The sequence below is a fragment of the Pseudomonas sp. Mn2068 genome (genome assembly GCF_049319725.1).
GTDB lineage: Bacteria > Pseudomonadota > Gammaproteobacteria > Pseudomonadales > Pseudomonadaceae > Aquipseudomonas > Aquipseudomonas gingeri.
Genome location: NZ_JBMOUG010000002.1, coordinates 520,029 through 543,332, shown reverse-complemented (window position 1 = coordinate 543,332; position 23,304 = coordinate 520,029). Strand labels below are relative to the sequence as shown.

Below are 23,304 nucleotides of genomic sequence, written 5' to 3'. Positions count from 1 at the left end.
CGCGCTCAGATCAGGCGCTCGATCCGCTTGTGTCGCCATACCAGGCGGTAGTAGGCGCTCTGCAGTACCAGCATGCCGATATAGGCCGCCGGGAATGCCATCCACACGCCTTCGAGGCCCAGGCGGGCATCGAGCAGGTAGGCCACCGGCAACTCGATCCCGACGATGCAGAAGATGATGATCAGCACCGGCACCATCACCGTGCCGCTGGCGCGCATGATGCCGCCGATCACGGCCTGGAAGCCGAACACCAGCAGGCTCCAGAGCATGATATGCAGCAGGTGCTCGGCAGTCGCCTGGGTGGCCGGGTCGGTGATGAACAGTCCCAGCAACCAGTGGGAAAGCCCGTAGCCGAGGACGATCAGGCCACCGGTCAGGCAGGTGTTGATCAGCAGGCCGGTGCGCAGGATCGGGCCGATCCGTTCCTGACGCCCCGCACCGATGGCCTGGGCCCCGAGAATCGAGGCGGTGATGGCGATCGACAGCGCCGGGAACTGCACGTAGTTGACGATCTGCGTGACCGCGCCATAGGCCGCCGTGGCCTGGGAACCGTGCTGGTTGACCAGGGACAGGATCACCAGTTCGGACAACGACAGCACGATCATCTGCAAGCCGGTCGGCAGGCCGATACGCAGGACCTTGCCGAGGATCGCCCGGTCCAGGCGCATTGCCGCCAGCAGGGCGCGGTCCGGCGCCATGACGCTGTTCTTGTGGCGCAGGCGCAGGGCCAGGAACAGCATGGCGCAGGCCGTCCCCGCCAGGCCGGCCAATGCCGCGCTCTGGATGCCCATCTGCGGCAGCCCCAGCCAGCCGCGAATCAAGGCCGGGGTCAGCAACAGGCCGACACCGGTGGACACCAGCAACGCCAGCAGCGGCGATACCGTATCACTGATTCCACGCAGCAACTGCGTGAACAGCACGAAGAGCAGCAGCAGCGGCATGATCAGCATCATCACCTGCGCATAACGGACGGCATCGTCCAGCACGTCGGCGGGTGTGCCCAGCCCCAGCAAGGCAGGCCGGGCGAAGATGCTCCCGAGCACCGCCGCCACCAGCCCGATCAGCGCGCCGAGGGCCAGGGTCGTGCCGACCACGGCCTTGACGGCCTCCGGCTCGCGCGCCCCCCAGGCCTGCCCGATCAGCACCGAGGCGCCTGCCCCCAGGCCGATGATCAGGGCGATGAAAAAGAACACCACCGGGAACATACCGGACACCGCCGCCAGGGCCTGGGTGCCGAGCATCTGCCCGATATAGATACTGTTGAGCGTGCCGGAGAACGATTGCAGGAAGTTGGACAGCACCATGGGTGCGAGAAAAACCAGGTAGACCTGCCAGAGGGGGCGTTGCGGGCGTGGCTGCATGAAAGACTCGAATCCCTGATGATGTGCATCGACGTAGGCGCCGACTCTACCTTAATAGAAGCCTTCGGGATGAGTTTGCGTCACATGTTCAGGGGCCGGATATCTCTCGGGATATCGGTTCCCTGGCGGTGATCGCCAGGGCCCCCTCGATCTGCCCCGATAGATAATAGACGCCCGCCATCACCCCCGTACCGGGGCTGTTCAGCGATTTGAGCCAGGCCTGGTCGAAGGCCGCTCCCAGGTTTTTGCGAATCTGCGCATCGGTATTGGGTCGATCGCTCTCGTGGCTCATCGCACGGATACCGGCCACGCCAACGGAAATCATCGCCCCGGCCACCCGCCCTACCGCCGCCGCGACGGCACCGGCCACGCCCCGACCGGCGAACTGGGCCTCAAGGTCTTCGCGGGTCTGCCTGGCCACCGCGGAGATGCCGACACCCGGCTCGTCCGACGGTGCTCCGGCGGCGGTGCGAACCCTATCGGCCAATGCCGCATAGGCCGGCAATGTATTCAGGGGTTGTGCCTGCAACAGCTGATAGAGGGAGGCATTGCGCGCCGGGGGCGGCCCCAGCGTGATGGCTGGAATGGCCTGGAGGTGACGGTCCAGTTGCTCCGACGGCACGCCATGACGTTGTGCAATGGCCCCGGCCTGACGCCCCATCAGTTCCACATAGAATTGCGTCGACTGCTCGAGGATCACCTCCGGATCGATCTCCACCGCGACCGGCGCCAGCACGCGCCGTTGATACTGATCCTGCAGGTAGACTGCCAGGCGCCTGGCCGACGGATCAGCTTCGCCGCGCTCGTTGAGCTTGTACCAGCCGACCTTGACCGACAGCCACTCCTGGGTCCAGTAGCTGTTGTACCAGGGCAGGAATTTTTCGTCGGTCTGCTGGTAGACCCGCGTTCGCCAATGGTCCATGGCGCCGCGCGCATACTCTTCGGCCTGACGGGTGGCCTCCTGCGAGGCGAGCACCAGATCGACGTCGACCTGCAGCCAGGTCTGCGGGCTGACATTGACGGCTACCGGATTCTCTCGGGCGCGCTCATGGCCGATGCATCCGGCCAGCACCGCGATCAAGGCGAAGATCCACCCACGCCGGCTCACGCTCGCCACTCCCTGAAACAGGCGCGGTCACAATCGGCCGCACGCCTTCGAATGCCTTGAGTATAGGTCGCGAACGCCTGGCACCCTAGCGCGTGGCGGTTTTCCTGACGGCTTCCAGCCATTGCGGATCCAGCCGGGGTTGCTCGGGGTCGAGCCCGAGCGTTTCCATGGCCGCCTTGTGCTGGTCGATCTCATGGACCATCTGGCTGAAGCTGCTGGAGTTGCCGTCCAACTGATGCATCTGGGTCAGCCCCAGGTGATAGAAACGCAGCAACTTCATCGCCACCGGATCATTGGTTTGCACCTGCACGGTCACCTGGTGCATGACGTTGGTGATCCGCATCAGGCTGCGCTTGAGCTGCCAGCCATAGACTGCCGCGGCCATCCACGGCTGCGACCAGAATACCTGGCGCATCAGCGCCGCCATCAGCAGGACCGCCGCGAGCACGCCGCCGGCGTTGAAGCGGAAGTTGTCGCCACCGGGCGTGCCGAAGAGCATGACCGCCAGCCCGGACAGCAGCATCGCCAGCACGACGAAGAGCACCGCGATGATCAGGGTGCTACGACGGGTCTGCTGCCGATAGGTCTCGGGATTGAACGGCTTGATTTCAAACATGGAGAGGGAACGCCTGGAGTGAGGGAAGCCCGGCATTATCGGGCCTGATGAGCGACGCGGGGGCATCCGGGTCAATGAAAAGTGTTCCGCGAAACAAGGGCCATGCCCGTTATCGTCCCGGGCCAGACGCTTCGCACGCCTATTGGTCTCCTCGTTTATCCACGGATTGGCCGCTTACACGCCTCACTCTTGCCTGCATGATCTGCCACGGTGCAAACGCTGGTGCAGCAGCCCCAGCGTACCTCACGCACCACCCGACGTTCCACTCCTGCCATGCCCGCCCGGGACGTTATCCCGTGGCTTCGTGCCCGGCCGGACCTTATTTGCCGATGGATGATCCACCCCATGCCCGACAATATTGCCTCAGAGACGCTCCACGCCCACCGGGACAGGCAAGACACCCGGACCAGGCGACTGATCGTCTGGGCGCCGGCCCTGAGTGCCGCGCTCTATCCGTGGATACTCGACGCCTTTCATCGAACGGTATCGGCAGGCGGCGGCGACGAGGCGCTGTCGGGCGGCGCAAGCCGTCTGGCTGCCCTCTGGCTGCTCGTCGCTTTCCTGGTCCCCCTGGGCAACCTGCTGCTGGCCGGGCAATCCCCGCATCCGGCACTCTCCTCGACGATTCAGCGCCGGGCTAGGCGATTTGCGATGCTGGCGATGGCGGCGCCGACGATCTATGTATTTTTTGGCGTGCTCACCTACATGGCGGGCAGCACGCTGCCGGATAAATGGCTCTGGACGCCGATCTGGCTATTGCTCGGGGCATGGCTGAACAATAGCCGGAATGCCGACGAACCGGTACGCGCACCCGCCAGCGCAAAGCTGCGTGTCGCCCATGGTATCGCCGGTTCTCTGGCGACCCTGTATGTACTGTTTCATCTGTTCAACCACCTCTTCGGACTGGTCAGCCCCGAGTCTCACGCGACGGTGATGGAGATCGGCCGCCACGTCTATCGGGCCCCCGTGATAGAACCGCTGCTGGTCCTGGTCATGCTCTTCCAGATCGGCAGCGGCCTGCACCTGGCATGGACCTGGAGCCACCAGGGCGTCGATCGCTATCGCATGTTCCAGGTGGCCTCGGGGTTGTTTCTGGCAGTGTTCATCCTCGGGCACATGAACTCGGTCTTCATTTTCGCCAGGACCTTTCTCGGCATCCCCACCGACTGGGCCTTCGCCACGGGCGCACCGACCGGACTGATTCACGACCCGTGGAATATCCGCCTGGTGCCCCACTATGCGCTGGGCGTGTTTTTTGTACTGACCCACCTGGCCAGCGGTCTGCGCGGGGTGATGCTGGCCCATGGTGCCAGGCCATCTTTCGCCAATCGCGCATGGTGGTGTGGTGCCGCAGTCAGCGCGTTGCTGGCCGCGGCGATTCTTTGCGGCATGTGCGGCGTTCGGCTGTTCGCCTGACGGCTACTCGTCGACCGGCACCTGCAGGCCGGCCTTGACGCTGCTCATGGAGACCAGCGTCTTGAAGCGCTTGACGTTGTTGTTCTCGAAGAACAGCCGCCGGGTAAGCTCGGTGTAGTGCTCCATGCTCCGCACCGCCAGGATCAGGACGAAATCCCACTCTCCGGCCGTGTAGTAGCACTGCTGGACCTGGGGGCAGTCGGCAAAGCTGCGCTTCATCGCATCCAGCAGGTCCAGGCGCTCACTTTCCACCTCGACCTCGGCAATGATCGTCAACGGATAACCGAGCACGACGGGATCGACCACGGCGACGGTCTTGCGGATCGCACCGATCTGGCCCAGGCGCTTGAGCCGGCGATTGACGGCAGCGGGCGACAGGTTGACCCGCTCGCCCAACTCGCTCTGGGACAGCCCGGCATTTTCCTGGACCGCGGCGATCAATCGGCGGTCGAACTCGTCCAGGCTCAAGGAGCACCTCGCAATAAAATTGATCAGACCTGCTCGATGATGCAAGAAAACATCAGCCATAGCCTGAATTTCAAGGAAAGAATCAGCATCACGCGGGATATTATTTCATTCACACACAGAACCTCCAGACAAGAGAGTCGCCGATGACCGATCCCGTCCCCCACACCGCCCTGCACCTGAACAGCGACGAACTCCTGCGACAGATCCGGGTGCTTGGCGAGATCGGCCGCGACCATGAGGCAGGAGGACGCACACGCATCGCCTTCACCGACGCGGAAAAAGCCGGGCGCGATCAACTGGTCGAGTGGATGAACGAATTGGCACTCGAGATACGGATCGACCGCATCGGCAATATCTTCGGCACTTTGAACCCTCGGAATGGCACCGCGCTGGCGCCGCTGATGATCGGCTCCCATATCGACACCGTGACCAACGCCGGCGCGCTGGATGGCTGCTACGGCGTGCTCGCCGGCCTGGCGGTGGCCCGCGCCTTTCGCGAGGCTGACGAGCATCCCGCCCGCCCGTTGGTGATTGCCGCGTTCAGCAATGAAGAAGGCGTGCGCTACCAGCCGGACATGATGGGTTCGCTGGTGCACGCCGGTGGCCTGACGCTCGAGGTGGCACTGTCGACCCGGGGCACCGACGGCACGCGCCTCGGCGATGAGCTGGCGCGTATCGGCTATGCCGGCGAGTTGCAGCCGGGCAGCATCGTGCCCCATGAATACCTGGAGTTGCACATCGAACAGGGACCGATCCTGGAAGCGGAAAACACCCTGATCGGCGTGGTCGAGAACCTGCAGGGCATCTCCTGGCAGCGGGTCACGGTACAGGGCAACGCCAATCATGCCGGCACCACCCCGATCAACCTGCGCCATGATGCCGGCTGGGCCGCCAGCACCCTGGTCAGTCAATTGCGCGAGATCGCCCTGGCTTCGGCCGGCACCACCCTGGCGACTGTCGGCTGCATGCGTTTCGAACCGGATGTGATCAACGTGATCCCGCGCAAGGCGACATTCACCGTCGATCTGCGCGATCCGGACGAGGCCCGCCTGCAAGCGGCCGAACAACGCCTCAACGCGATCATCGGGCAAGTCTCCGAGCAGGAAGGCGTAAATATCCAGTGCGAACAACTGGTGCGCTTCCAGCCGGTGGTCTTCGATACCGGACTGGCGGACGAAATCGAGGCCTCGGCCCGACGCCTGGGATTCTCGTCACGGCGCATGACTTCCGGGGCCGGACATGACGCCCAGATGATCGCCCGTATCGCCCCGGCGGCGATGATCTTCGTGCCAAGCCAAGGCGGCATCAGCCACAACCCACGGGAACACACCGACGACGGGCAACTGCTCAAGGGTGCCGAGGTGTTGCTCGACGTTGTGACCCGCCGCCTCGCCACTTGCCGCTGATCGCCCGCGAGTCCCACGCCCGCTTCCCGTCCCTTGGAGTATTCCATGCTGATCACCAATGAAAATGCCTGCCGCCAGGACTACCCCGATGAACTGAAGGCCATTCTCAACATTGAGCAAGCCAACCAGAGCCGTGCCTGGCTGGCCGGCTGGAGCCGGCTGAACCCGGGCCCGACGCCGCTGTTCGAACTACCGGACCTGGCAGCCAGCCTGGGCATCGACCAACTATGCGTGAAGGATGAATCGGCACGCTCCGAACTCGGCAGTTTCAAGGCCCTGGGTGCCCCGGTCGCCCTGCTGCACCTGTTGCTTCGGCAGTTTGCGCAACGGCACTTCGACGTGGCGCGCCTGCTCAACGGCGACTATCGCGACACACTGGCCGACTTCACGGTCATCAGCGCCACCGATGGCAATCACGGGCGTGCGCTGGCGGCGGCGGCGCAAAGCATCGGCTGCCGTTGCGTTATCGTCCTGCATGCGAATGTCAGCCACGAACGGGAAGCCGCCATCGCCGCCTATGGCGCGCGGATCGTACGCATCAGCGGCCACTATGACGCCTCCGTCGAAGAGGCTGCGCGACTGGCAACCGCCAATGGCTGGTGGGTGGTTTCCGATACCTCCTATGAAGGGTACGAGGATATCCCCCGCGACGTGATGCAAGGCTACGGCACCATTGCCGCCGAAGTGCTCGAACAGCACCGTGGACAACCTGCCTTTACTCATCTGCTGTTGCAAGGCGGCGTCGGCGGCCTGGCCGCCGGGATCGCCAGCTACTTCTGGGAACACCACGGGCAGGCCCGGCCACGGATGATCGTGGTAGAACCGCGGCAGGCCGACTGCCTCCTACAGAGTGCCATCAGTGGTCGTGCCAGCCGGACCCAGGGCTCGGTGGACTCGGTAATGGCCGGGCTGGCCTGTGGCGAAACCTCTCCCCTGGCGTGGAAATTCCTGCGTCCGGGCATCGATCACTTCCTGGCGATCGAAGACGATGAAGCGGTCGACGCAATGCGCCTCCTGGCCCGTGGCAGTCGACGCGACAGCCCGCTGATAGCGGGCGAGTCGGCGGTGGCCGGACTGGCCGGACTGATCCATCTGCTCAAATCCCCGGCACTCAAGGACGAGGTGGGGCTGGATAGGCACTCACGGGTCTTGCTGATCAGCACCGAGGGTGCCACTGCCCCCTCGGTCTACGAGGCGCTGGTGGGGGAAACCGCGCAGGCGGTGGCACGGCGGCAACGGGACTGGGCGTCTCGCCAGGCTACATAAAACGATCAACTGCGCGCAAAAGGCTAAGGACTTACCTACAAAATCTGAAGAAAAGCCTGACTATCAGACCCTGCAAGTTTGAGTCGATTATTCCACCAGAATCGCTATCGTCTATTGCAGGAGCAACGATGAGACTATCCCTGAGCCTATACGATGCGCTGGTCGCCACCAACGCTCCGACCGACAAAGCCAAGGCTGTGGTAGATGCCTGGGAGGCCGATATGCAGGACTTTACGTCAAAGCCAGATCTGCTACAGACCGAAGAGCGCCTGCGGACGTCAATCAAGGAGCAGGGTGATGAGTTGCGCGGTTCGATCAAAGAACTGGGTAACGAGCTACGCAGCTCGATCAAGGAACAGAGTCATGAACTACGTAACCTGATCAGCGAGCAAGGTAATGAATTACGCGCCTCGATCAAGGAGCAGAGCAACGAACTGCGCGGCCTGATCAGCGAGCAGGGCAATGAGTTACGCAGCTCGATCAAGGAGCAGTGTAACGAGCTACGTGGCCTGATCAACGAGCAAGGCAATGAGTTACGCAACTCGATCAAGGAGCAGAGCAATGAGCTACGCAGCTCGTTCAAGGAACAGTGTAACGAGCTGCGAACCCTGATGTTTGAACAGAATGCCGAGCTCCGTTCACAGATCAGGGAACAAGGCAGCGAGCTGCGCCTATCGATGCAGGAACAGGGAGCGGAGCTGCGATTGTCGATGTCGGGCATGCAGTCACAGATCAATGTAATGCGCTGGCAGATTGGCCTGGTCATCGTCTGCGTCGCCATTCCGCTGTTCAAGCTGGCGTTCGAGTTGCTGGCTCCCTGAACCAGCCTGACTCGACGTGTTGAATCATCATTTCGATTGATCATTCAAATCGCAAAACAGAATTTTTTATTTTCAACAGTCCCCTCCAGGATAGGCCACCTCCTATCCTGCCGGACGCTCACTCATGAATCTGAATTTGGCCATCGCTTGTGCAATCGTGGTGTCGTTCGCCATTGCCCTGATTCACTCCTGAATCCTGAAGTTGCTCGATGAGCCAACTGCGAAAGGCAGCCATTGCCGACGTCTCCGGACGTGACTGCAGCCTTGTCAGCCAGTAACTACCCGTCACGATGCCGATATCGAAGGGTTGGCGGATATCACCGGCGTCCAGTTGCCGGGAGAACATCATGGTCGGTGCCAGGGCCACTCCGGCGCCCTGGAGCGCCACCTCCATCATCGCCAGCGAAGAATCGAAGACGATGCTGTTGGTGACCAGGCTGTTACCCGGTAATCCGGCGGCCTGGAACCATTCCGGCCACTCGTCCGTACGGTAGGAACGCAGCAGCGTCTGTTTCAATACGTCCGCCGGGGTGTGGAGTTGCCGGGCAATTTCCGGAATACACAACACCGACAGTGGTGCCTCCAACAGACGCATGGCGTCGACCCCATGCCATGCCCCCGCGCCAAAACGAATGGCGAAGTCGAGCCCTTCGGCCGCCACGTCCACCCGGTTGTTGTTGGTCGACAGACGCAGGTCGATAAACGGATGGCGAGCCTGGAAATCCGCCAGGCGCGGCAGCAGCCAGCCCACCGCAAAGGTCCCGACCGCCCCCACTGTCAGCACCTCGCGATAATGGCCTCCCTCGAACCGACCCAGGGCCTGCGCGATCCGATCGAAGGAGTCGCGCACCACCGGCAGCAGGCTTTCGCCCTCGGCGGTCAGCATCAGGCCACGGGGCAGGCGCTTGAACAACGTGACCTTCAACTGACTTTCCAGGCTCTTGACCTGATGACTGACCGCCGCCTGGGTCACGCACAGCTCGACAGCCGCCCGGGTAAAGCTCAGATGGCGTGCCGACGCTTCGAACGCACGCAGGGCATTCAACGGCAGGTGAGGTCGAACCACACTTGATCTCCTAATTTTCCTAATGGCTAATCCGAAAATTCGTCGTTTGCCGATGATAGGGTCATCGCATAGATTGAGCCTCGCATTGCAGACCAGCCTCCTTGTCGCCTCGTACTCGGCAGCCGCTGTCACCGCTCGATGCGGCGTTCGTCAATCCATCAGGCACTTGAGGGCGAAGACGGACCACCCCTTGAGCCTGCCCGGCAAAATGTAACAAAACAAGATGAAATTCATGGAAAGTAGCCAGATCATGCCAAAGAAAATTCCTTTCACAAGCACATTGCTCGCCACCCTCCTGGGTCTGCTCGGCTCCGGAAACTGTCTTGCCGCCGCTGCCACACCTGCCGAACTCAAGGCTGTCGTGGACGCAGCGGTTCGTCCCCTCATGCAGGAACAGGGCATTCCCGGCATGGCCGTGGCGGTACTCGTCAATGGCCAGGCACATTACTTTAACTACGGCGTGGCGTCGAAAGCCGGCAAGCAGGCCGTGACGGAAAACACCCTGTTCGAGATCGGTTCGGTCAGCAAGACCTTTACCGCCACCCTCGCCGGCTACGCCGTCGCCCAGGGCAAACTGTCGCTCTCGGAAAACGCCAGCCACTACCTGCCCGAGCTGCGAGGCAGTGCCTTCGACAAGATCAGCGTACTGCAACTGGGTACCTACACTCCCGGCGGCCTGCCGCTGCAATTTCCGGATGAGGCGGACAGCTCGGACAAGATGCTCGGCTACTTCCAGAACTGGAAACCGACTTACCCCGCCGGCGAGCAACGGCAGTATTCGAATCCGAGCCTCGGCCTGTTCGGCTACGTGGCAGCCAGAAGCCTGGGCCGGCCGTTTGATGATCTGATGGAAAAGACGCTGCTTCCCAAGCTGGGGCTCCAGGATAGCTACGTCAGGGTCCCCAAGGACCGGATGAACCGTTATGCCCAGGGTTACAAGAAAGACGACTCCCTTTCCAGGGTCGGCCCTGGTGCGATGGACTCCGAAGCCTATGGCATCAAGACCACATCCAGCGACCTGCTGCATTACGTCCAGGTGAACATGAAGCCGCAACAGCTGGAGGCGCCGTTGCAGCAGGCGATCGCCTTGACCCACACCGGCTACTACCAGTTCGGGAACACCACCCAGGGCCTGGGTTGGGAGCTCTACCCCTACCCGGTCAAGCTGGATACCCTGACCGAAGGCAACTCGAACACGATGCTTGACCCGCAGAAAACCAGCTGGTTCAAGACGCCAGAGGCACCACGCGCCGACAGGTGGGTGAACAAGACCGGCTCGACCAGTGGCTTCGGCGCCTATGTCGCCTATGTACCAGCCAAGGATATCGGCATCGTGATGCTGGCCAACAAGAACTACCCGAATCCGCTTCGGGTCAAGGCCGCCTATGAAGTGCTGAGTGCGCTGCAAAGCCGATGAGCAAAAGCCGGCCCGGTTAGCTATGATCGGAGTCCATGAACCCCATGCCTCCGATCCGCCAGCCCTGTCCACCCGGCGCCTGCATCTGCGAGCGGGAACGCCTGCTGGACACGCCCGGCACTGACCTGCGAATCCTGCGCCTGACCCGTCAGGAGGAGAAGGTTCTGCTCGACCGACTCGAAGACCTCAAGAGCCTGGCGGACCTCGAACGCCTGCAACATCGGATGTACGAACAACTGGGGATTCGCGTGACCATCGCCCCGGGCCCCAACGAAGTACGGACCATGCGCGGTATCGGCATTCATATCGACGAACTGCCCGGCATGTGTCGCAAGACCCGCCAGTCGATCCCCGCGGCGATTCGCCGTGGCCTGGAAAAACATCCGGAAATAGCCTACGAACTGCTCAACGCCCATGACTTGCTGGGCGGTCTCTGATCCCCGCCTAGCGGATCAGTTGCCGACGCTTCAGGGTCTCGCTCGGCAACTCCTTGAACAGCGCCCGATAGCTACTGGAAAACCGCCCCAGGTGCCAGAACGACCAATGCATCGCCACCTCGGCAACCGTGGTCTCCAGGTTGCGACTGCGCAGCAACTCATTGCGCGCGCTGTTCAGGCGACGCAGGCGCAGCCAGTGGGTCGGAGTCATCCCGGTGAACGCCTTGAAGGCATGCTGCAACTGGCGCAATGAAACCCCGGCGACCTGGGAAAGCTGCAGCAGGTTGAGAGTCTCCTCGGGGGCATCGGCAGCCCATTCGCCGATACGCTTCATGATCCCCCGCTCCTCCGCCCGACGCTGCAGCGAACCGTGATCCAGACGCACACAGGCGTTATCGAGGATATACAGGCAGTCCTCCAGCAGTTGCCCGGTCAGGACTTCCCGGCTCGGCGGATCGAAGGTCTGTGCCAGGCGCGTCAACGTCCCGCTCAGCCAACGACAGAACAACGCATTCTGCTGCGCGTTGAGCGGCGCCAGGAACAGCCCCTCCAGCCTCGCGACATCCAGGCCATGGCGCTGGACGAACTCCGGCCCGAACACTACCGCTATCTCCTGGTAGTTCTCCGGGGTGATCCAGATATTGCGGCTTTCGCCATTGAGCACATACAAGGCGTTGTCACTGCGATCGAAACAGAACGCCAGCGAGCCCGTCGGCGCGCTGAAATTCTGCTCGACGCGGGTGTTCATGCACTCCTCGTAGATCTCCACGCCGTGCAGGTCGAGATAGCGGATCTGCCCGGCGAAATGCCCGGGCGACATCTGCTGGTAATGCTGGACCCAACCCGGCGTCGCGCGGATCTGCTCGGCCACGTCGGCGGTATTGAACGCTTGGACCCGCAAGGGAATTGACTCTGTCATGGGCTGACCGTCGCGCACTTTTTTGGTGCGTCTTAGAGCTCAAAAAGTGGATAGATGGAACCACAAAGCTCGCCCAAGATAGTCGTCAATGCGCTGCAGGGGAAGCCTCCCGCCGTTTTCAGGCAAACCGGAGGCCCCACCTGGCGTTGATAAAACCAACGACGAGGTCCTTATGAATGCCCCTTTCGATCAGCTGTCTTCCTGGCTGAAAGAACACAAGATTACCGAAGTAGAGTGTGTGGTCAGCGACCTGACCGGTATCGCTCGCGGCAAGATAGCGCCCACCAACAAGTTCCTGCATGAACGAGGCATGCGCCTGCCGGAAAGTGTGCTGCTGCAAACGGTAACCGGGGACTTCGTCGACGACGATGTCTATTACGACCTGCTCGACCCCGCCGATATCGACATGATCTGCCGACCCGACGCCTCGGCGATCTACGTGGTGCCATGGGCCATCGAGCCGACCGCCATCGTCATCCACGACACCTTCGACAAACAGGGCAACCCGGTCGAGCTGTCGCCGCGCAACGTCCTGAAGAAAGTCCTGCAGCTCTACACCGACAAGGGCTGGCAGCCCATCGTCGCCCCCGAGATGGAGTTCTACCTGACCCAGCGCTGCGAAGACCCGGACCTGCCGCTCAAGCCGCCACTGGGCCGTTCGGGTCGTGCCGAGAGCGGCCGACAGTCGTTCTCCATCGATGCCGCCAACGAATTCGATCCGCTGTTCGAAGACGTCTACGACTGGTGCGAACTGCAAGGCCTGGACCTCGACACGCTGATCCACGAAGACGGTCCGGCGCAGATGGAAATCAACTTCCGCCATGGCGATGCCCTCGACCTGGCCGACCAGATCACCGTATTCAAGCGCACCCTGCGTGAAGCGGCGCTCAAGCACAACGTCACCGCGACCTTCATGGCCAAGCCCATCGCCGACGAACCCGGCAGCGCCATGCACCTGCACCAGAGCGTGGTCGACATCGCCACCGGCAAGCCGATCTTCGTCAATGAAGACGGCTCCAAAAGCGAGTTGTTCCTGCACCACATCGGCGGCCTGCAGAAGTACATCCCCAAGGTCCTGCCGATGTTCGCGCCCAACGTCAACTCGTTCCGCCGCTTCCTGCCGGACACCTCGGCACCGGTCAACGTCGAATGGGGCGAGGAAAACCGCACCGTCGGCCTGCGCGTCCCCACGTCCAGTCCCGATGCCATGCGCGTGGAAAACCGCCTGCCGGGGGCCGACGCCAACCCGTACCTGGCCATCGCCGCCAGCCTGTTGTGCGGCTACCTGGGCATGATCGAAGGCATCGAGCCCAACGCGCCCGTGGAAGGCCGCGCCTATGAACGTCGCAACCTGCGCTTGCCGATCACCATCGAGGATGCCCTGGCCCACATGGAGGATTGCCCGACCATCGACCGCTACCTGGGCACCCAGTTCGTGCGCGGCTACGTCGCGGTCAAGCGCGCCGAACACGAGAACTTCAAGCGCGTGATCAGCTCCTGGGAACGTGAGTTCCTGTTGCTGAGCGTCTGACCCCAAACCCTTTACCCACGTTAAAAACCACTCAACGAGGTGTCGATATGCGTCTATTGAAATCCGCGATTCCGGTCGCCCTGGCATTGCTGTTCAGTGCCACGGCCCACGCCGAACCGACCGTCAGTGTCTATAACTGGACCGACTACATCGGTGAAACCACCCTCGCCGACTTCCAGGCGAAGAGCGGAATCAAGGTGATCTACGACGTGTTCGACTCCAACGAAACCCTGGAAGGCAAGTTGCTGGCCGGACGCACCGGCTACGACGTGGTGGTGCCTTCCAACCATTTCCTCGCCCGCCAGGTAAAGGCCGGGGCCTTCCTCAAGCTCGACCGCTCGCAACTGCCGAACTGGAAGAACCTCGATCCGAAACTGCTCAAGCTGCTGGAGAAAAACGATCCGGGCAACGAGCACTCGGTGCCTTACCTGTGGGGCACCAATGGCATCGGCTACAACGTCGAGAAGGTCAAGCAGGTCCTGGGCATCGACCATATCGACTCCTGGGCGGTGCTGTTCGAGCCGGAGAACCTGAAGAAGCTGACCCAGTGTGGTGTGTCGTTCATGGACTCGCCGGATGAAGTGTTCCCGGCAATCCTCAACTACATGGGCATGGACCCGCGCAGTTCCAATCCCGAGGACTACAAGAAAGCCGAGGCCAAGCTGCTGACCCTGCGTCCCTACATCACCTACTTCCATTCCTCCAAGTACATCTCGGACCTGGCCAACGGCGATATCTGCGTCGCCTTCGGTTACTCCGGCGACGTGTTCCAGGCCGCCAACCGGGCCAAGGAAGCGAAGAACGGCATCAATATCGCCTACTCGATTCCCAAGGAAGGCAGCAACCTGTGGTTCGACCTGCTGGCGATCCCGGCCGACGCCGCCAACGTGAAAGAAGCCCACGCCTTCATCAACTACCTGCTGGATCCGCAGGTGATCGCCAAGGTCAGCGCCACGGTCGGCTATGCCAACCCCAATCCGGCCGCCCAGCAATACATGGATGCCGACCTGGTGAACAATCCTGAGGTCTATCCACCGCAGGAGGTCCTCGACAAGCTGTACATCTCGACCACCCCGAAACCGGAAATCATGCGCCTGATGACCCGCTCCTGGAGCAAAGTGAAGACCAACAAATGATCCATGACAGCACGATGGAACATGCCCGTTCCTATTACGCTGCGTCCGCCCACTCGCTGCCGGATCGACCCCGGCTCGAGTCGCAGCTGACGGCCGACGTCTGCGTGATCGGAGGCGGCTTCACCGGTGTCAACACGGCGATCGAACTGGCCCAGCGCGGACTTTCGGTCATCCTGCTCGAAGGTCGACGCATCGGCTGGGGCGCCAGCGGACGCAATGGCGGCCAGTTGATCCGTGGCATCGGTCATGATGTCAGCGGCTTCGCCAGGTACGTCGGCGAGGATGGCGTGCGTTACCTGGAACGTGCCGGCATCGAGTCGGTGGCGGTGGTCGGCGAGCGGATCAGCCAACACGCCATCGACTGCGACCTGCGCTGGGGCTTCTGCGAACTGGCCAATACCCCAGCGCAGTTCGCAGCGTTCCGTGCCGAGCAGGAACACCTGGCGGAACTGGGCTACGGCCATGAGACGCGGATTGTCGAGCCACGGGACATGCGCCAGGTGGTGGCATCCAGCGCCTATGCCGGTGGTCTGATCGACATGGGCTCCGGCCACCTGCACCCGCTCAACCTGGTGCTCGGCGAAGCCCGGGTGGCGGAGTCGCTGGGGGTGCGGATCTTCGAGCAGAGTCCGGTACTCGAATTGGTTCACGGCGATACCGTGCAGGTCCGCTGCGCCGCCGGCTCGGTACGTGCCGGCAGCCTGGTGCTGGCCTGCAACGCGCATCTGGAAGACCTTGAGCCACGGCTGAACGGCAAGGTCCTGCCAGCCGGTAGCTACATCATCGCCACTGAACAGCTGACGCCGGCAATGGCCGCCGAACTGATCCCGCAGAACCTGGCGCTGTGCGACCAGAAGGTCGGCCTGGATTACTACCGCCTTTCCGCCGACCGTCGCCTGTTGTTCGGCGGCGCCTGCCACTACTCCGGACGGGACCCGGCGGATATCGGTGCCTATATGCGACCGAAGATGCTCAAGGTATTCCCGCAACTGGCCGATGTGCGTCTCGACTACCAATGGGGCGGCAAGATCGGCATCACCGCCAACCGCTTCCCCCAGGTCGGACGTTTGCAGCAGCACCCGAATGTGTTCTATGCCCAGGGGTATTCGGGTCACGGCGTCAACGTGACCCACTGGACCGCCCGCCTGCTGGCCGAAGCCATCCATGCCGGCCAGAGCCAGGGCATGGATATCTTCAGTGCGGTGCCGCACATGACCTTCCCCGGCGGCAAGGCCCTGCGCTCGCCGCTGTTGGCGCTGGGAATGTTATGGCATCGATTGCGGGAGGTGGTGGGCTGAGAGTACACGCAGGCCGATCAGGAACAAACCTCGTTACTCCCGTCGAATAACGGGGCTTGCTCTTGATTAACCCTGAATAGAAAAGGTGGCTCAAATGAGTTTAAATTTATCCAGGGTGTCCCTCACTCGCTTCCTGAACTCACCTTCATCAGTCTCTGATTCATCGCGACCAGGCTCCGGCTGATAACAGTCGGCATGCATGAAAATGTCCGAGCAGCACTCCGAGAGTTCAGGATCATCCTTTTGCAGAAAACCGCCTTCGCCTTCGCTCTTCCAGGATTTCATATAAGACTTAGCAAACTGATCTGCCGGAACGCCACCAGAAACAAATGTCTTCGCAAGAATGACAAGTTCCATGCTCATCACAATACCTCTTTATCTATGTTGGCGTGGCAATCACCGAGTAATTCGAACGGTCGCCATAAATCCGATAAAGCAGATCCACCGTGCCTACAGATGCGGCGATCTCCGAAAGATTACCCGGAAAGTCCGGAATCAAATCCCTGAAAGGCATCGTGGTAGCTCGCCCATTTCGCGCCAACCTGACCGCTCACCTGCCAGCTCTATATGGCCTGCTTTTTTTGCTCAAGCTCATATTCTGTATCAGTCGACACTGTTCTGAGACGCGAGTCATATTCATCGGCGACAGACTGAAAATCCGTTTCGCCGCCCATCAAGTCGGACAGGAGATTCGGTGTGGCCTCACGGATCCTGCCCGGACCACCCTCCCCTCGTCGTGGCCCCTCCTGAAGCCCCCAGCCGTTGCCGTCTCCTGCGTAGCTTCCACCCACGCCAGTGCCGAAGGTCTGTGGCCTTCCCGCCACGATGTGCAAGGGTCTGATTTCAAACACCTGCCCTGGTACATATCTCTCGTCCGCCATCATCAAGTCTCCACCTACATGATTACCCCCATTCAGAACGTTCACTTTCGTATACTTCGAACGGAGCTGTTGTAAGCAATAAACCTGGCGTCGGAGAGGATTGACCCTTTATTACGTGGGACTGCGGCTACATATATATTTAACTGCATTGCGACAGGATCCTGTCGCAATGCAAGAGCAATACAAACCAGCGGGTCATTCAGAAGCCCGACAACCTGCGCTGATCTGCGGTAGAAATGCCCTCAGACGAGGACGCGCTTGAAAACCACGGTCATGAACTGCTGCAGGGCGAGCCCGTCCTTTTCCACCTTGGTGCGCAGGACCGCACCCTGCCAGGCATTCAGGACGAACGACGCCAGCTCCGCGGCCGCCACATCGCGGCCGACCAGGCCCAGGTCCTGGGCCTCGCGGATACAGATTTCCAGGGCGCGGGCCCAGCCGGCATATATCTCGGACAGGCGATCACGCACCAGCCGGCTCTGCTCGGAGAGTTCGGAAGAGAAGTTGCCGATCAGGCAACCGGAGAGGAACCTGTCATCGACCCGGGCGGCCGCCAGCGCCTCGAAATAATGCCGTAGGCGCACCAGCGGATCGCCCAGGGACTCGTCACTGAGGATCACTCTGTACCGGCCCTTCTGCCAGTAGCGCTCCAGCACTTCGACGGCAAACGCATCCTTGCTGTCGAAGTAGTTGTAGAAAGAGCCTTTCGGGACGCCCGCCAGGTCGGCGATCTCCTGGACTCCGGTGCCATTGAAGCCCTGGGTGGCGATGATGCTCAGCCCCGCTTCGATGAGCTTTTCCCGTACCTGTGATACTGCCATGTCCATTGCACCGTTCGTTGACACGAATGATTTGATCGGTTGGTTTACAGGCCAACCGATAAACCTCTGCCAACAGTTTACCGCAGCTTGCTTCTTCAGCAGCGGTTCGGCCCCCCGGTGCGGTCATGGATCACGAGATCAGCTCTGCCCTGGCCGCAATCACCATGATCTCCACCAGCACCTCGGGATGCGCCAGGTTGGCTTCGACCGTGGCCCGGGCCGGCGAGCCGCCTTGTGGCAGCCACGCATCCCACACCGCGTTCATCGCGGCGAAGTCGCGGTCGATATGCTTGAGCCAGATCTGTGCGCTGAGCAGGTGGGTCTTGTCGCTACCCGCCTCGGCCAGCAGCCCGTCGATCTTTGCCAGCACCTGGCGGGTCTGGGAGGTGATATCGCCTTGCAGGTCACCGGGAACCTGGCCGGCCAGATAAAGCACGCCGCCATGGCTGACTACACCGGACATCCGCGCATTGCTCTGGAAACGTTGAATCGTCATCGGTCGTTCTCCTTGGATAAAATTCAGTGGGTCGTGTGTTCGACCAACCGTACCAGTCGCTGCGCACTGCCAAAGGCCAGGGTCATGCCCAGTGCGCCATGACCGGTATTGAGGTACAGGTTACTGCCTGCGGGGCATTCAAGCACAGGCCTGCCGGTGGGTGTTGCCGGTCGCCAGCCGGTCCAGGGCTGGCAGTCCCCGATGTCCCAGCCTCCACCGAACAGCGCCTCCGTCGAGGCCTGCAACTGCTCGATCCGCGCCGGCGGAATCGACGCATCCATTCCACACAACTCCACCATCCCCGCGACTCGCAGGCGATCGCCGATACGGGCGAACACGGTCTTGCGGCGCATATCGGTGATGCTCACCGTCGGTGCCCGGGTGTGTCCGGTAATCGGCAGGGTGATGCTGTAGCCCTTGAGCGGATACACTGGCAGGCGGCGGCCCAGTTGCGCCAGCAAGCCGGTGGTGTGGGCGCCTGCCGCCAGCACCACCGCCTCGCAGTGCAGCACTTCGGCTCCCTCGCGGACATGGCGCAGGTTCAACGCGGTGATAAGTTGGCCCTGGCGCCGGAAGCCCTCGACCTTGCGTCCGAACAACAACTGCACGCCCTCGTCGGCCATGATCCGGGCCATTTCGCGACACAGCTTGAGTCCGTCCACCGCGCACTCGCTGTCGGTATGGATCGCACCGTGGAACGCCGACCGATAGCCGGCCAGCGCCGGCTCTATCGCCACCGCCTCGCTGGCGCTGACTGTCTGCTGTCGCGATCCCAGGCCGGCCTGGAAGCGCAGTTGATGCTGCGCCTTGTCAAGGCTTTCGGCATCCGGGTACAACACCAGCTTGCCGGTTCGAGTGAAATCGCAATCCAGTTGTTGCTCCTGCATGAAGCCATCCAGGGCCTGGCGACTCTCGGTGGCCAACGCCAGCAGCTCCACGGTGGTCTGGCGGGAGACCGAGGTCCGGCAGGCGGCCAGGAACTCCATGCACCAGCGCCATTGCTCCGGGCTCCATTGCGGGGTGAAGCGCAAGGGACCGCTGCGGTCGAGCAGCAACTTGGGGATACCGGGCAACAGCGACGGGTCGGCCAGCGGCTGCACATAGCTGTAGCTCAACTGTGCACCGTTACCGGCTACGGCGCCCATGCCGGGCCCGGATGCCTGGTCGACCACCGTGACCCGATGCCCGGCCTGGTGCAGGAACCAGGCACTGCTCAGGCCGACGATGCCCGCGCCTACCACGCAAATCTCCATTACACCGCCTCCTTGTCCAACGCCCAGCCGCTCGGATTGATCTGGTGCCAGTCTGTCCGCTGCTGATAGGCATGGCCGATGCGCAGGATCAGCGGCTCGGCGAACGCCCGGCCAACCACCTGCATCGACACCGGCATGCCTTGGTCGTCAAAACCCACCGGCAGCGCCACCGAACACAGGTTGAGCAGGTTGGCGAAACGTCCCAGCAGGGCCAGTGGCGTACCGTACTCATCAACCTGATCCAGCGGTACGCTGCCGACGGCATTGGTCGGGAACACACAGGCATCGACATTCAGCATCGCTTCCTGCATGGCCTTGCGCGCCGCACGACGCTGGTGGTGCAGCTCGATATAGGCCGCCGCGTCGATGGCCTTGCCGCTCAGCACGCGCCGTTGCACATGGGGATCGAAACGCAGGTCGGGCTGTTCGAACAGCGTGCCGAGGCTGGCATATCCTTCGGCGCTCATCAGTCCGCCGGCCACCCGCATGCACGACTCCAGCGAGCGTGGCAGTGGCTGCTCCACCAGGTGCATGCCCAGGGCGGCCAGTTGTTCCAGGCCATGATCGTAGGCCGCCAGGATATCCGGCGCAATGGCGGCACGTTCGGCCTGCGGCAAGACCCAGACCCGCAGGCCGGCCACCGACTGGTCGAGTCCCGCCGCGGCACTGAACACCGGCGCCCGGGCCGAGACCGGGTCCAGCGGGTCCGGGCCGAGCAAGGCGTCGAGCATCCACGCCGCGTCTTCGACGGTGTGGGTGATCGGTCCCACCGAATCCAGCGACGGACACAGCTCGATCAACCCATGGCGACTGATCAGCCCGCGCGTGGTCTTCAAGCCCACCAGGCCGCACATGCCGGCGGGAATCCGTACCGAACCGCCGGTATCGGTCCCCAGGGCAGCGCTGGCCAGGCCGCTGGCTACCGCGACCGCCGAACCGCTGCTGGAGCCGCCCGGAGCCCGATGGACCTGGCGGTCCCAGGGATTCCAGGGCGTGCCCATCACCACATTGGTGCCCCAGCCGCCAAACGCGAACTCCACCGTATGAGTCTTGCCCAGGATGATCGCGCCGGCCCGCTCCAGGCGCTGCACGGCCGTTGCCGTGAGCGTGGAGATACGCGGACGTCGCGCCAGCGAACCACCCGTGATGGCCTGTCCGGCGATTTCAAACAGATCCTTGATCGCCACCGGGATGCCATGCAAAGGTCCCAGGTCAACGCCGGCGGCACGCTGGCGATCGGCGGCGATGGCCGCGCCCAGGGCACGCTGGCTGTAGGCCTCGACATAGGCATTGAGCTGGCCGTTGAAACGCTCGATACGGGCCAGTTGGGCGAGCACCAGCGCCTCGCTGGTCAGCCGGCCACCGCGCAGCGCCTGCTGCAATTGGCCGATACTGTGGAAAGTGCTGTGGTCCAGGGAATTCATGCAGTCAACCTCTCAGGCTTTTGCGGCCACGGGAAAAGCGCTTCTCAAGCACACGCGACAGCAGGGAAAGCGGGAACGCGATCACGAAATAGAACAGGCCAACCAACAGGAAAATATGCATCGGCAGGAAACTCTCCGAGGCAATCGCCCGGGCGGCCAGCATCAGTTCATCGGTGGCGATCAGGGCGCACAGCGAACTGTCCTTGAGGATCGACACATAGGCGTTGAGCAACGGTGGCAGCATCCCGCGAATCGCCTGGGGCAGGATCACCGCGGTAAAGGCCTGGAACGGTGTCAGGCCGACGGCTATCGCCGACTCGCGCTGTCCGCGGTGCAGGGCATCCAGGCCACCGCGCAGGATCTCGGCGACATAGGCGCTGCCCTGCAATCCCAGTCCGAGGACACCGGCGGCGAAACCGGATAGGGTCAGGCCCAGGCTCGGCAGGGAGAAATACAGCGCCAGCAGCAAGGCCAGCAGCGGCAGCGCACGCATGCCCTGGATGAAGTACGCCGCCGGGCGACGCAGCCAGGCAAACGGGCTGCGCAAGGCCCAGGTCAGCAAGCTGCCGAGCAGCGCCGCCAGGGCAAAGCCGGCCAGCGACAGTTTGGCCGTGACCACGCCCCCTTGCAGCAGACGCGCCGTCCAGTCGCTCCAGTACTCGGGGTATTGCGCGAAGAAGGCGATCATCGTGCGCTCCCCCACTGCCGTTCAAGACGGATAAAGCCCAGGCCGATGGGCAGGATCATCGCCGCGTAGATACACATCACCGCGAAGTAGATCAGCGAGGTCTGGAAGGTCGACGTCACCAGGTTGCGCGCCAGGAACATGATCTCCGGCACGGCGATGGCCGAGGCGATGGACGTGTCCTTGATCAGTTGCGTGACATAGTTGGCGAACGCCGGCAACGAGCGGCGCAGCGACTGCGGCAAGAGAATGCTCGCCAGGATCTGCGCACGGGTCAGGCCGACCGCCAGGCCCGCCTCGTATTGCCCGACATGCAGCGACTGCAGGCCGGCGCGGAAGATGTCGCAGAGTACCGCGCTGCCCACCAGGCTCAGGCCGGCGATGGCCGCCAGCCAGGCGGGCAGATTGATCCCCAGGTACGACAGGCCGAAATAGATCAGGAACAGATGCGCGAGGGCCGGCACATTGCGCATCCACTCGATGTAGCAGGCGATCCCCGCCCGCACCAGGCGCGAACGGCTGAAGGTCAGCCATACCGCCAGCGCCAGGCCACCGATACTCGCCAGCACCAGGGTGCACAGGGCGATCTCCAGCGCCGCCAGCGCACCGCTCAACAGCAGGGGCAACAACCCGAAAAAGGTCTGGAGGCTGCTCATTCAAGCGTTCTCCATGGCCATGCGCCCGAGGAAGCTGCGGGTGCGTTCATGGCTGGGATGATCGATCACCTGGGCCGAAGGTCCCTGTTCGACGATGTGACCGCCGTCCATGAAGATCACCCGGTCGGCCACGTCGCGGGCAAAGCGGACTTCATGGGTCACCATGATCATGGTCCGCCCCTCCTCGGCCAGTTCGCGGATCACCGCCAGGACCTCGCCCACCAGCTCCGGGTCAAGGGCCGAGGTCGGCTCGTCGAACAGGATCACCTTGGGTTGCTGTGCCAGCGCCCGGGCAATCGCCACCCGTTGTTGCTGCCCGCCGGACAACTGCTCGGGATAGGCATCGGCCTTGTGCCTCAGATGGACCTTCTCCAGCATCGCCTCGGCCAGTTCATAGGCCTGCTTGCGCGGCATGCCGCGGGCCTTGATCGACCCCAGCGCGACATTGTCGCGTACGTTCAAGTGCGGCCACAGGTAGAACAGCTGGAAGACCATGGCGATCTCCAGGCGTTGCGGGGCCATTTCCCGATCGCTCAGCAAGCGCCGGCGCGAGCCGTCCCCGGCCTGTCCGATCAGCTCATCGCCAAGCCAGATTTCACCCTGGCTGGGTTTTTCCAGGTAATTGATGCAGCGCAGGCAGGTCGATTTACCGGACCCGCTGGGGCCGATCAGCGACAGGGTTTCCCCGGCCTTGAGTTCCAGGCTGATGCCCTTGAGCACCGCCAGGTCGCCATAATGCTTGTACAGGTCACACACGCGCAGCAGCGCAGGTTCCATCAGGTCGGACATGTTGCTCACCCGCTTTTTTCTCGGTCTGGCGCA

22 protein-coding genes and 1 pseudogene are annotated in these 23,304 nt (G+C 62.5%); 9 read left to right on the top strand and 14 right to left on the bottom strand.

Features of this window, described 5'->3' with window-relative positions; genetic code table 11:
• Positions 1-5: 5 nt before the first annotated feature.
• The 3 genes from ACL9RJ_RS06930 to ACL9RJ_RS06920 form a co-directional block, all read right to left on the bottom strand.
• Positions 6-1,361, bottom strand: coding sequence for an MATE family efflux transporter (locus ACL9RJ_RS06930; protein ID WP_422765062.1), 1,356 nt, complete (start codon positions 1,359-1,361; stop codon positions 6-8).
• 88 nt (positions 1,362-1,449) lie between these two features.
• On the bottom strand, positions 1,450-2,469 hold the full coding sequence (locus ACL9RJ_RS06925) for a hypothetical protein (protein ID WP_177118712.1): 1,020 nt from the start codon (positions 2,467-2,469) through the stop codon (positions 1,450-1,452).
• A gap of 85 nt (positions 2,470-2,554) precedes the next feature.
• A complete protein-coding gene (locus tag ACL9RJ_RS06920) occupies positions 2,555-3,085 on the bottom strand; it encodes a DUF3087 domain-containing protein (RefSeq protein ID WP_422765061.1) in 531 nt (176 codons plus the stop codon).
• Between the two features lie 345 nt (positions 3,086-3,430).
• On the opposite strand from ACL9RJ_RS06920, the gene ACL9RJ_RS06915 reads away from it, so the two are divergent.
• Positions 3,431-4,501: a hypothetical protein gene (locus ACL9RJ_RS06915; protein ID WP_422765060.1), complete on the top strand. Its 1,071-nt coding sequence runs from the start codon at positions 3,431-3,433 to the stop codon at positions 4,499-4,501.
• A gap of 3 nt (positions 4,502-4,504) precedes the next feature.
• On the opposite strand, the gene ACL9RJ_RS06910 is transcribed toward ACL9RJ_RS06915, so the two are convergent.
• Positions 4,505-4,969, bottom strand: coding sequence for an Lrp/AsnC family transcriptional regulator (locus ACL9RJ_RS06910; RefSeq protein WP_177087882.1), 465 nt, complete (start codon positions 4,967-4,969; stop codon positions 4,505-4,507).
• A gap of 143 nt (positions 4,970-5,112) precedes the next feature.
• Between ACL9RJ_RS06910 and ACL9RJ_RS06905 the strand changes: the two genes are divergently transcribed.
• The 3 genes from ACL9RJ_RS06905 (at position 5,113) to ACL9RJ_RS06895 (ending at position 8,462) form a co-directional block, all read left to right on the top strand.
• Positions 5,113-6,375, top strand: coding sequence for a Zn-dependent hydrolase (locus tag ACL9RJ_RS06905; protein WP_017125233.1), 1,263 nt, complete (start codon positions 5,113-5,115; stop codon positions 6,373-6,375).
• Between the two features lie 45 nt (positions 6,376-6,420).
• Entirely contained in the window at positions 6,421-7,641 is a 1,221-nt protein-coding gene (locus ACL9RJ_RS06900) for a diaminopropionate ammonia-lyase (RefSeq protein ID WP_017125232.1), read from the top strand.
• A gap of 128 nt (positions 7,642-7,769) precedes the next feature.
• Positions 7,770-8,462, top strand: a complete 693-nt coding sequence (locus tag ACL9RJ_RS06895; protein ID WP_017125231.1) for a hypothetical protein — start codon at positions 7,770-7,772, stop codon at positions 8,460-8,462.
• A 205-nt stretch (positions 8,463-8,667) separates the two neighbouring features.
• On the opposite strand, the pseudogene ACL9RJ_RS06890 reads toward ACL9RJ_RS06895, so the two are convergent.
• A pseudogene (locus tag ACL9RJ_RS06890) lies at positions 8,668-9,528 on the bottom strand (LysR family transcriptional regulator); the annotation flags it as partial.
• Between the two features lie 250 nt (positions 9,529-9,778).
• Here ACL9RJ_RS06890 and ampC point away from each other — a divergent pair.
• Both ampC and ACL9RJ_RS06880 read left to right on the top strand, forming a co-directional pair.
• Entirely contained in the window at positions 9,779-10,945 is a 1,167-nt protein-coding gene (ampC, locus tag ACL9RJ_RS06885; protein WP_063824051.1) for a class C beta-lactamase, read from the top strand.
• A 35-nt stretch (positions 10,946-10,980) separates the two neighbouring features.
• Positions 10,981-11,382 carry a hypothetical protein gene (locus tag ACL9RJ_RS06880; RefSeq protein ID WP_042934985.1) on the top strand — a complete coding sequence of 134 codons (402 nt, stop codon included), beginning with the start codon at positions 10,981-10,983 and terminating at the stop codon, positions 11,380-11,382.
• A gap of 7 nt (positions 11,383-11,389) precedes the next feature.
• On the opposite strand, the gene ACL9RJ_RS06875 is transcribed toward ACL9RJ_RS06880, so the two are convergent.
• Positions 11,390-12,301 carry a helix-turn-helix domain-containing protein gene (locus ACL9RJ_RS06875; RefSeq protein WP_178989807.1) on the bottom strand — a complete coding sequence of 304 codons (912 nt, stop codon included), beginning with the start codon at positions 12,299-12,301 and terminating at the stop codon, positions 11,390-11,392.
• 172 nt (positions 12,302-12,473) lie between these two features.
• On the opposite strand from ACL9RJ_RS06875, the gene ACL9RJ_RS06870 reads away from it, so the two are divergent.
• From ACL9RJ_RS06870 to ACL9RJ_RS06860, 3 genes are read left to right on the top strand one after another with little or no spacing between them, the layout of a single operon-like run.
• Positions 12,474-13,832 carry a glutamine synthetase family protein gene (locus tag ACL9RJ_RS06870; protein WP_017125226.1) on the top strand — a complete coding sequence of 453 codons (1,359 nt, stop codon included), beginning with the start codon at positions 12,474-12,476 and terminating at the stop codon, positions 13,830-13,832.
• Between the two features lie 47 nt (positions 13,833-13,879).
• Entirely contained in the window at positions 13,880-14,968 is a 1,089-nt protein-coding gene (locus ACL9RJ_RS06865) for a polyamine ABC transporter substrate-binding protein (RefSeq protein WP_103032540.1), read from the top strand.
• Complete coding sequence (locus ACL9RJ_RS06860) at positions 14,965-16,266, top strand: NAD(P)/FAD-dependent oxidoreductase (RefSeq protein ID WP_177087870.1); 1,302 nt, start codon at positions 14,965-14,967, stop codon at positions 16,264-16,266. The genes ACL9RJ_RS06865 and ACL9RJ_RS06860 overlap by 4 nt, the downstream gene beginning before the upstream one ends.
• Before the next feature lie 90 nt (positions 16,267-16,356).
• On the opposite strand, the gene ACL9RJ_RS06855 is transcribed toward ACL9RJ_RS06860, so the two are convergent.
• The 8 genes from ACL9RJ_RS06855 to ACL9RJ_RS06820 form a co-directional block, all read right to left on the bottom strand.
• On the bottom strand, positions 16,357-16,629 hold the full coding sequence (locus tag ACL9RJ_RS06855; protein ID WP_017125225.1) for a colicin immunity domain-containing protein: 273 nt from the start codon (positions 16,627-16,629) through the stop codon (positions 16,357-16,359).
• 760 nt (positions 16,630-17,389) lie between these two features.
• Entirely contained in the window at positions 17,390-17,968 is a 579-nt protein-coding gene (locus tag ACL9RJ_RS06850) for a TetR/AcrR family transcriptional regulator (RefSeq protein WP_212809768.1), read from the bottom strand.
• 130 nt (positions 17,969-18,098) lie between these two features.
• Entirely contained in the window at positions 18,099-18,464 is a 366-nt protein-coding gene (locus tag ACL9RJ_RS06845) for a RidA family protein (RefSeq protein WP_017125222.1), read from the bottom strand.
• A 23-nt stretch (positions 18,465-18,487) separates the two neighbouring features.
• Positions 18,488-19,717, bottom strand: coding sequence for a D-amino acid dehydrogenase (locus ACL9RJ_RS06840; protein ID WP_103032542.1), 1,230 nt, complete (start codon positions 19,715-19,717; stop codon positions 18,488-18,490).
• Positions 19,717-21,141, bottom strand: coding sequence for an amidase (locus ACL9RJ_RS06835; RefSeq protein ID WP_422765059.1), 1,425 nt, complete (start codon positions 21,139-21,141; stop codon positions 19,717-19,719). The genes ACL9RJ_RS06840 and ACL9RJ_RS06835 overlap by 1 nt, the downstream gene beginning before the upstream one ends.
• A gap of 4 nt (positions 21,142-21,145) precedes the next feature.
• Complete coding sequence (locus ACL9RJ_RS06830) at positions 21,146-21,829, bottom strand: amino acid ABC transporter permease (RefSeq protein ID WP_017125218.1); 684 nt, start codon at positions 21,827-21,829, stop codon at positions 21,146-21,148.
• Entirely contained in the window at positions 21,826-22,482 is a 657-nt protein-coding gene (locus tag ACL9RJ_RS06825; protein WP_017125217.1) for an amino acid ABC transporter permease, read from the bottom strand. The genes ACL9RJ_RS06830 and ACL9RJ_RS06825 overlap by 4 nt, the downstream gene beginning before the upstream one ends.
• Positions 22,483-23,271 carry an amino acid ABC transporter ATP-binding protein gene (locus ACL9RJ_RS06820; RefSeq protein WP_042935023.1) on the bottom strand — a complete coding sequence of 263 codons (789 nt, stop codon included), beginning with the start codon at positions 23,269-23,271 and terminating at the stop codon, positions 22,483-22,485.
• Between the last annotated feature and the right edge of the window lie 33 nt (positions 23,272-23,304).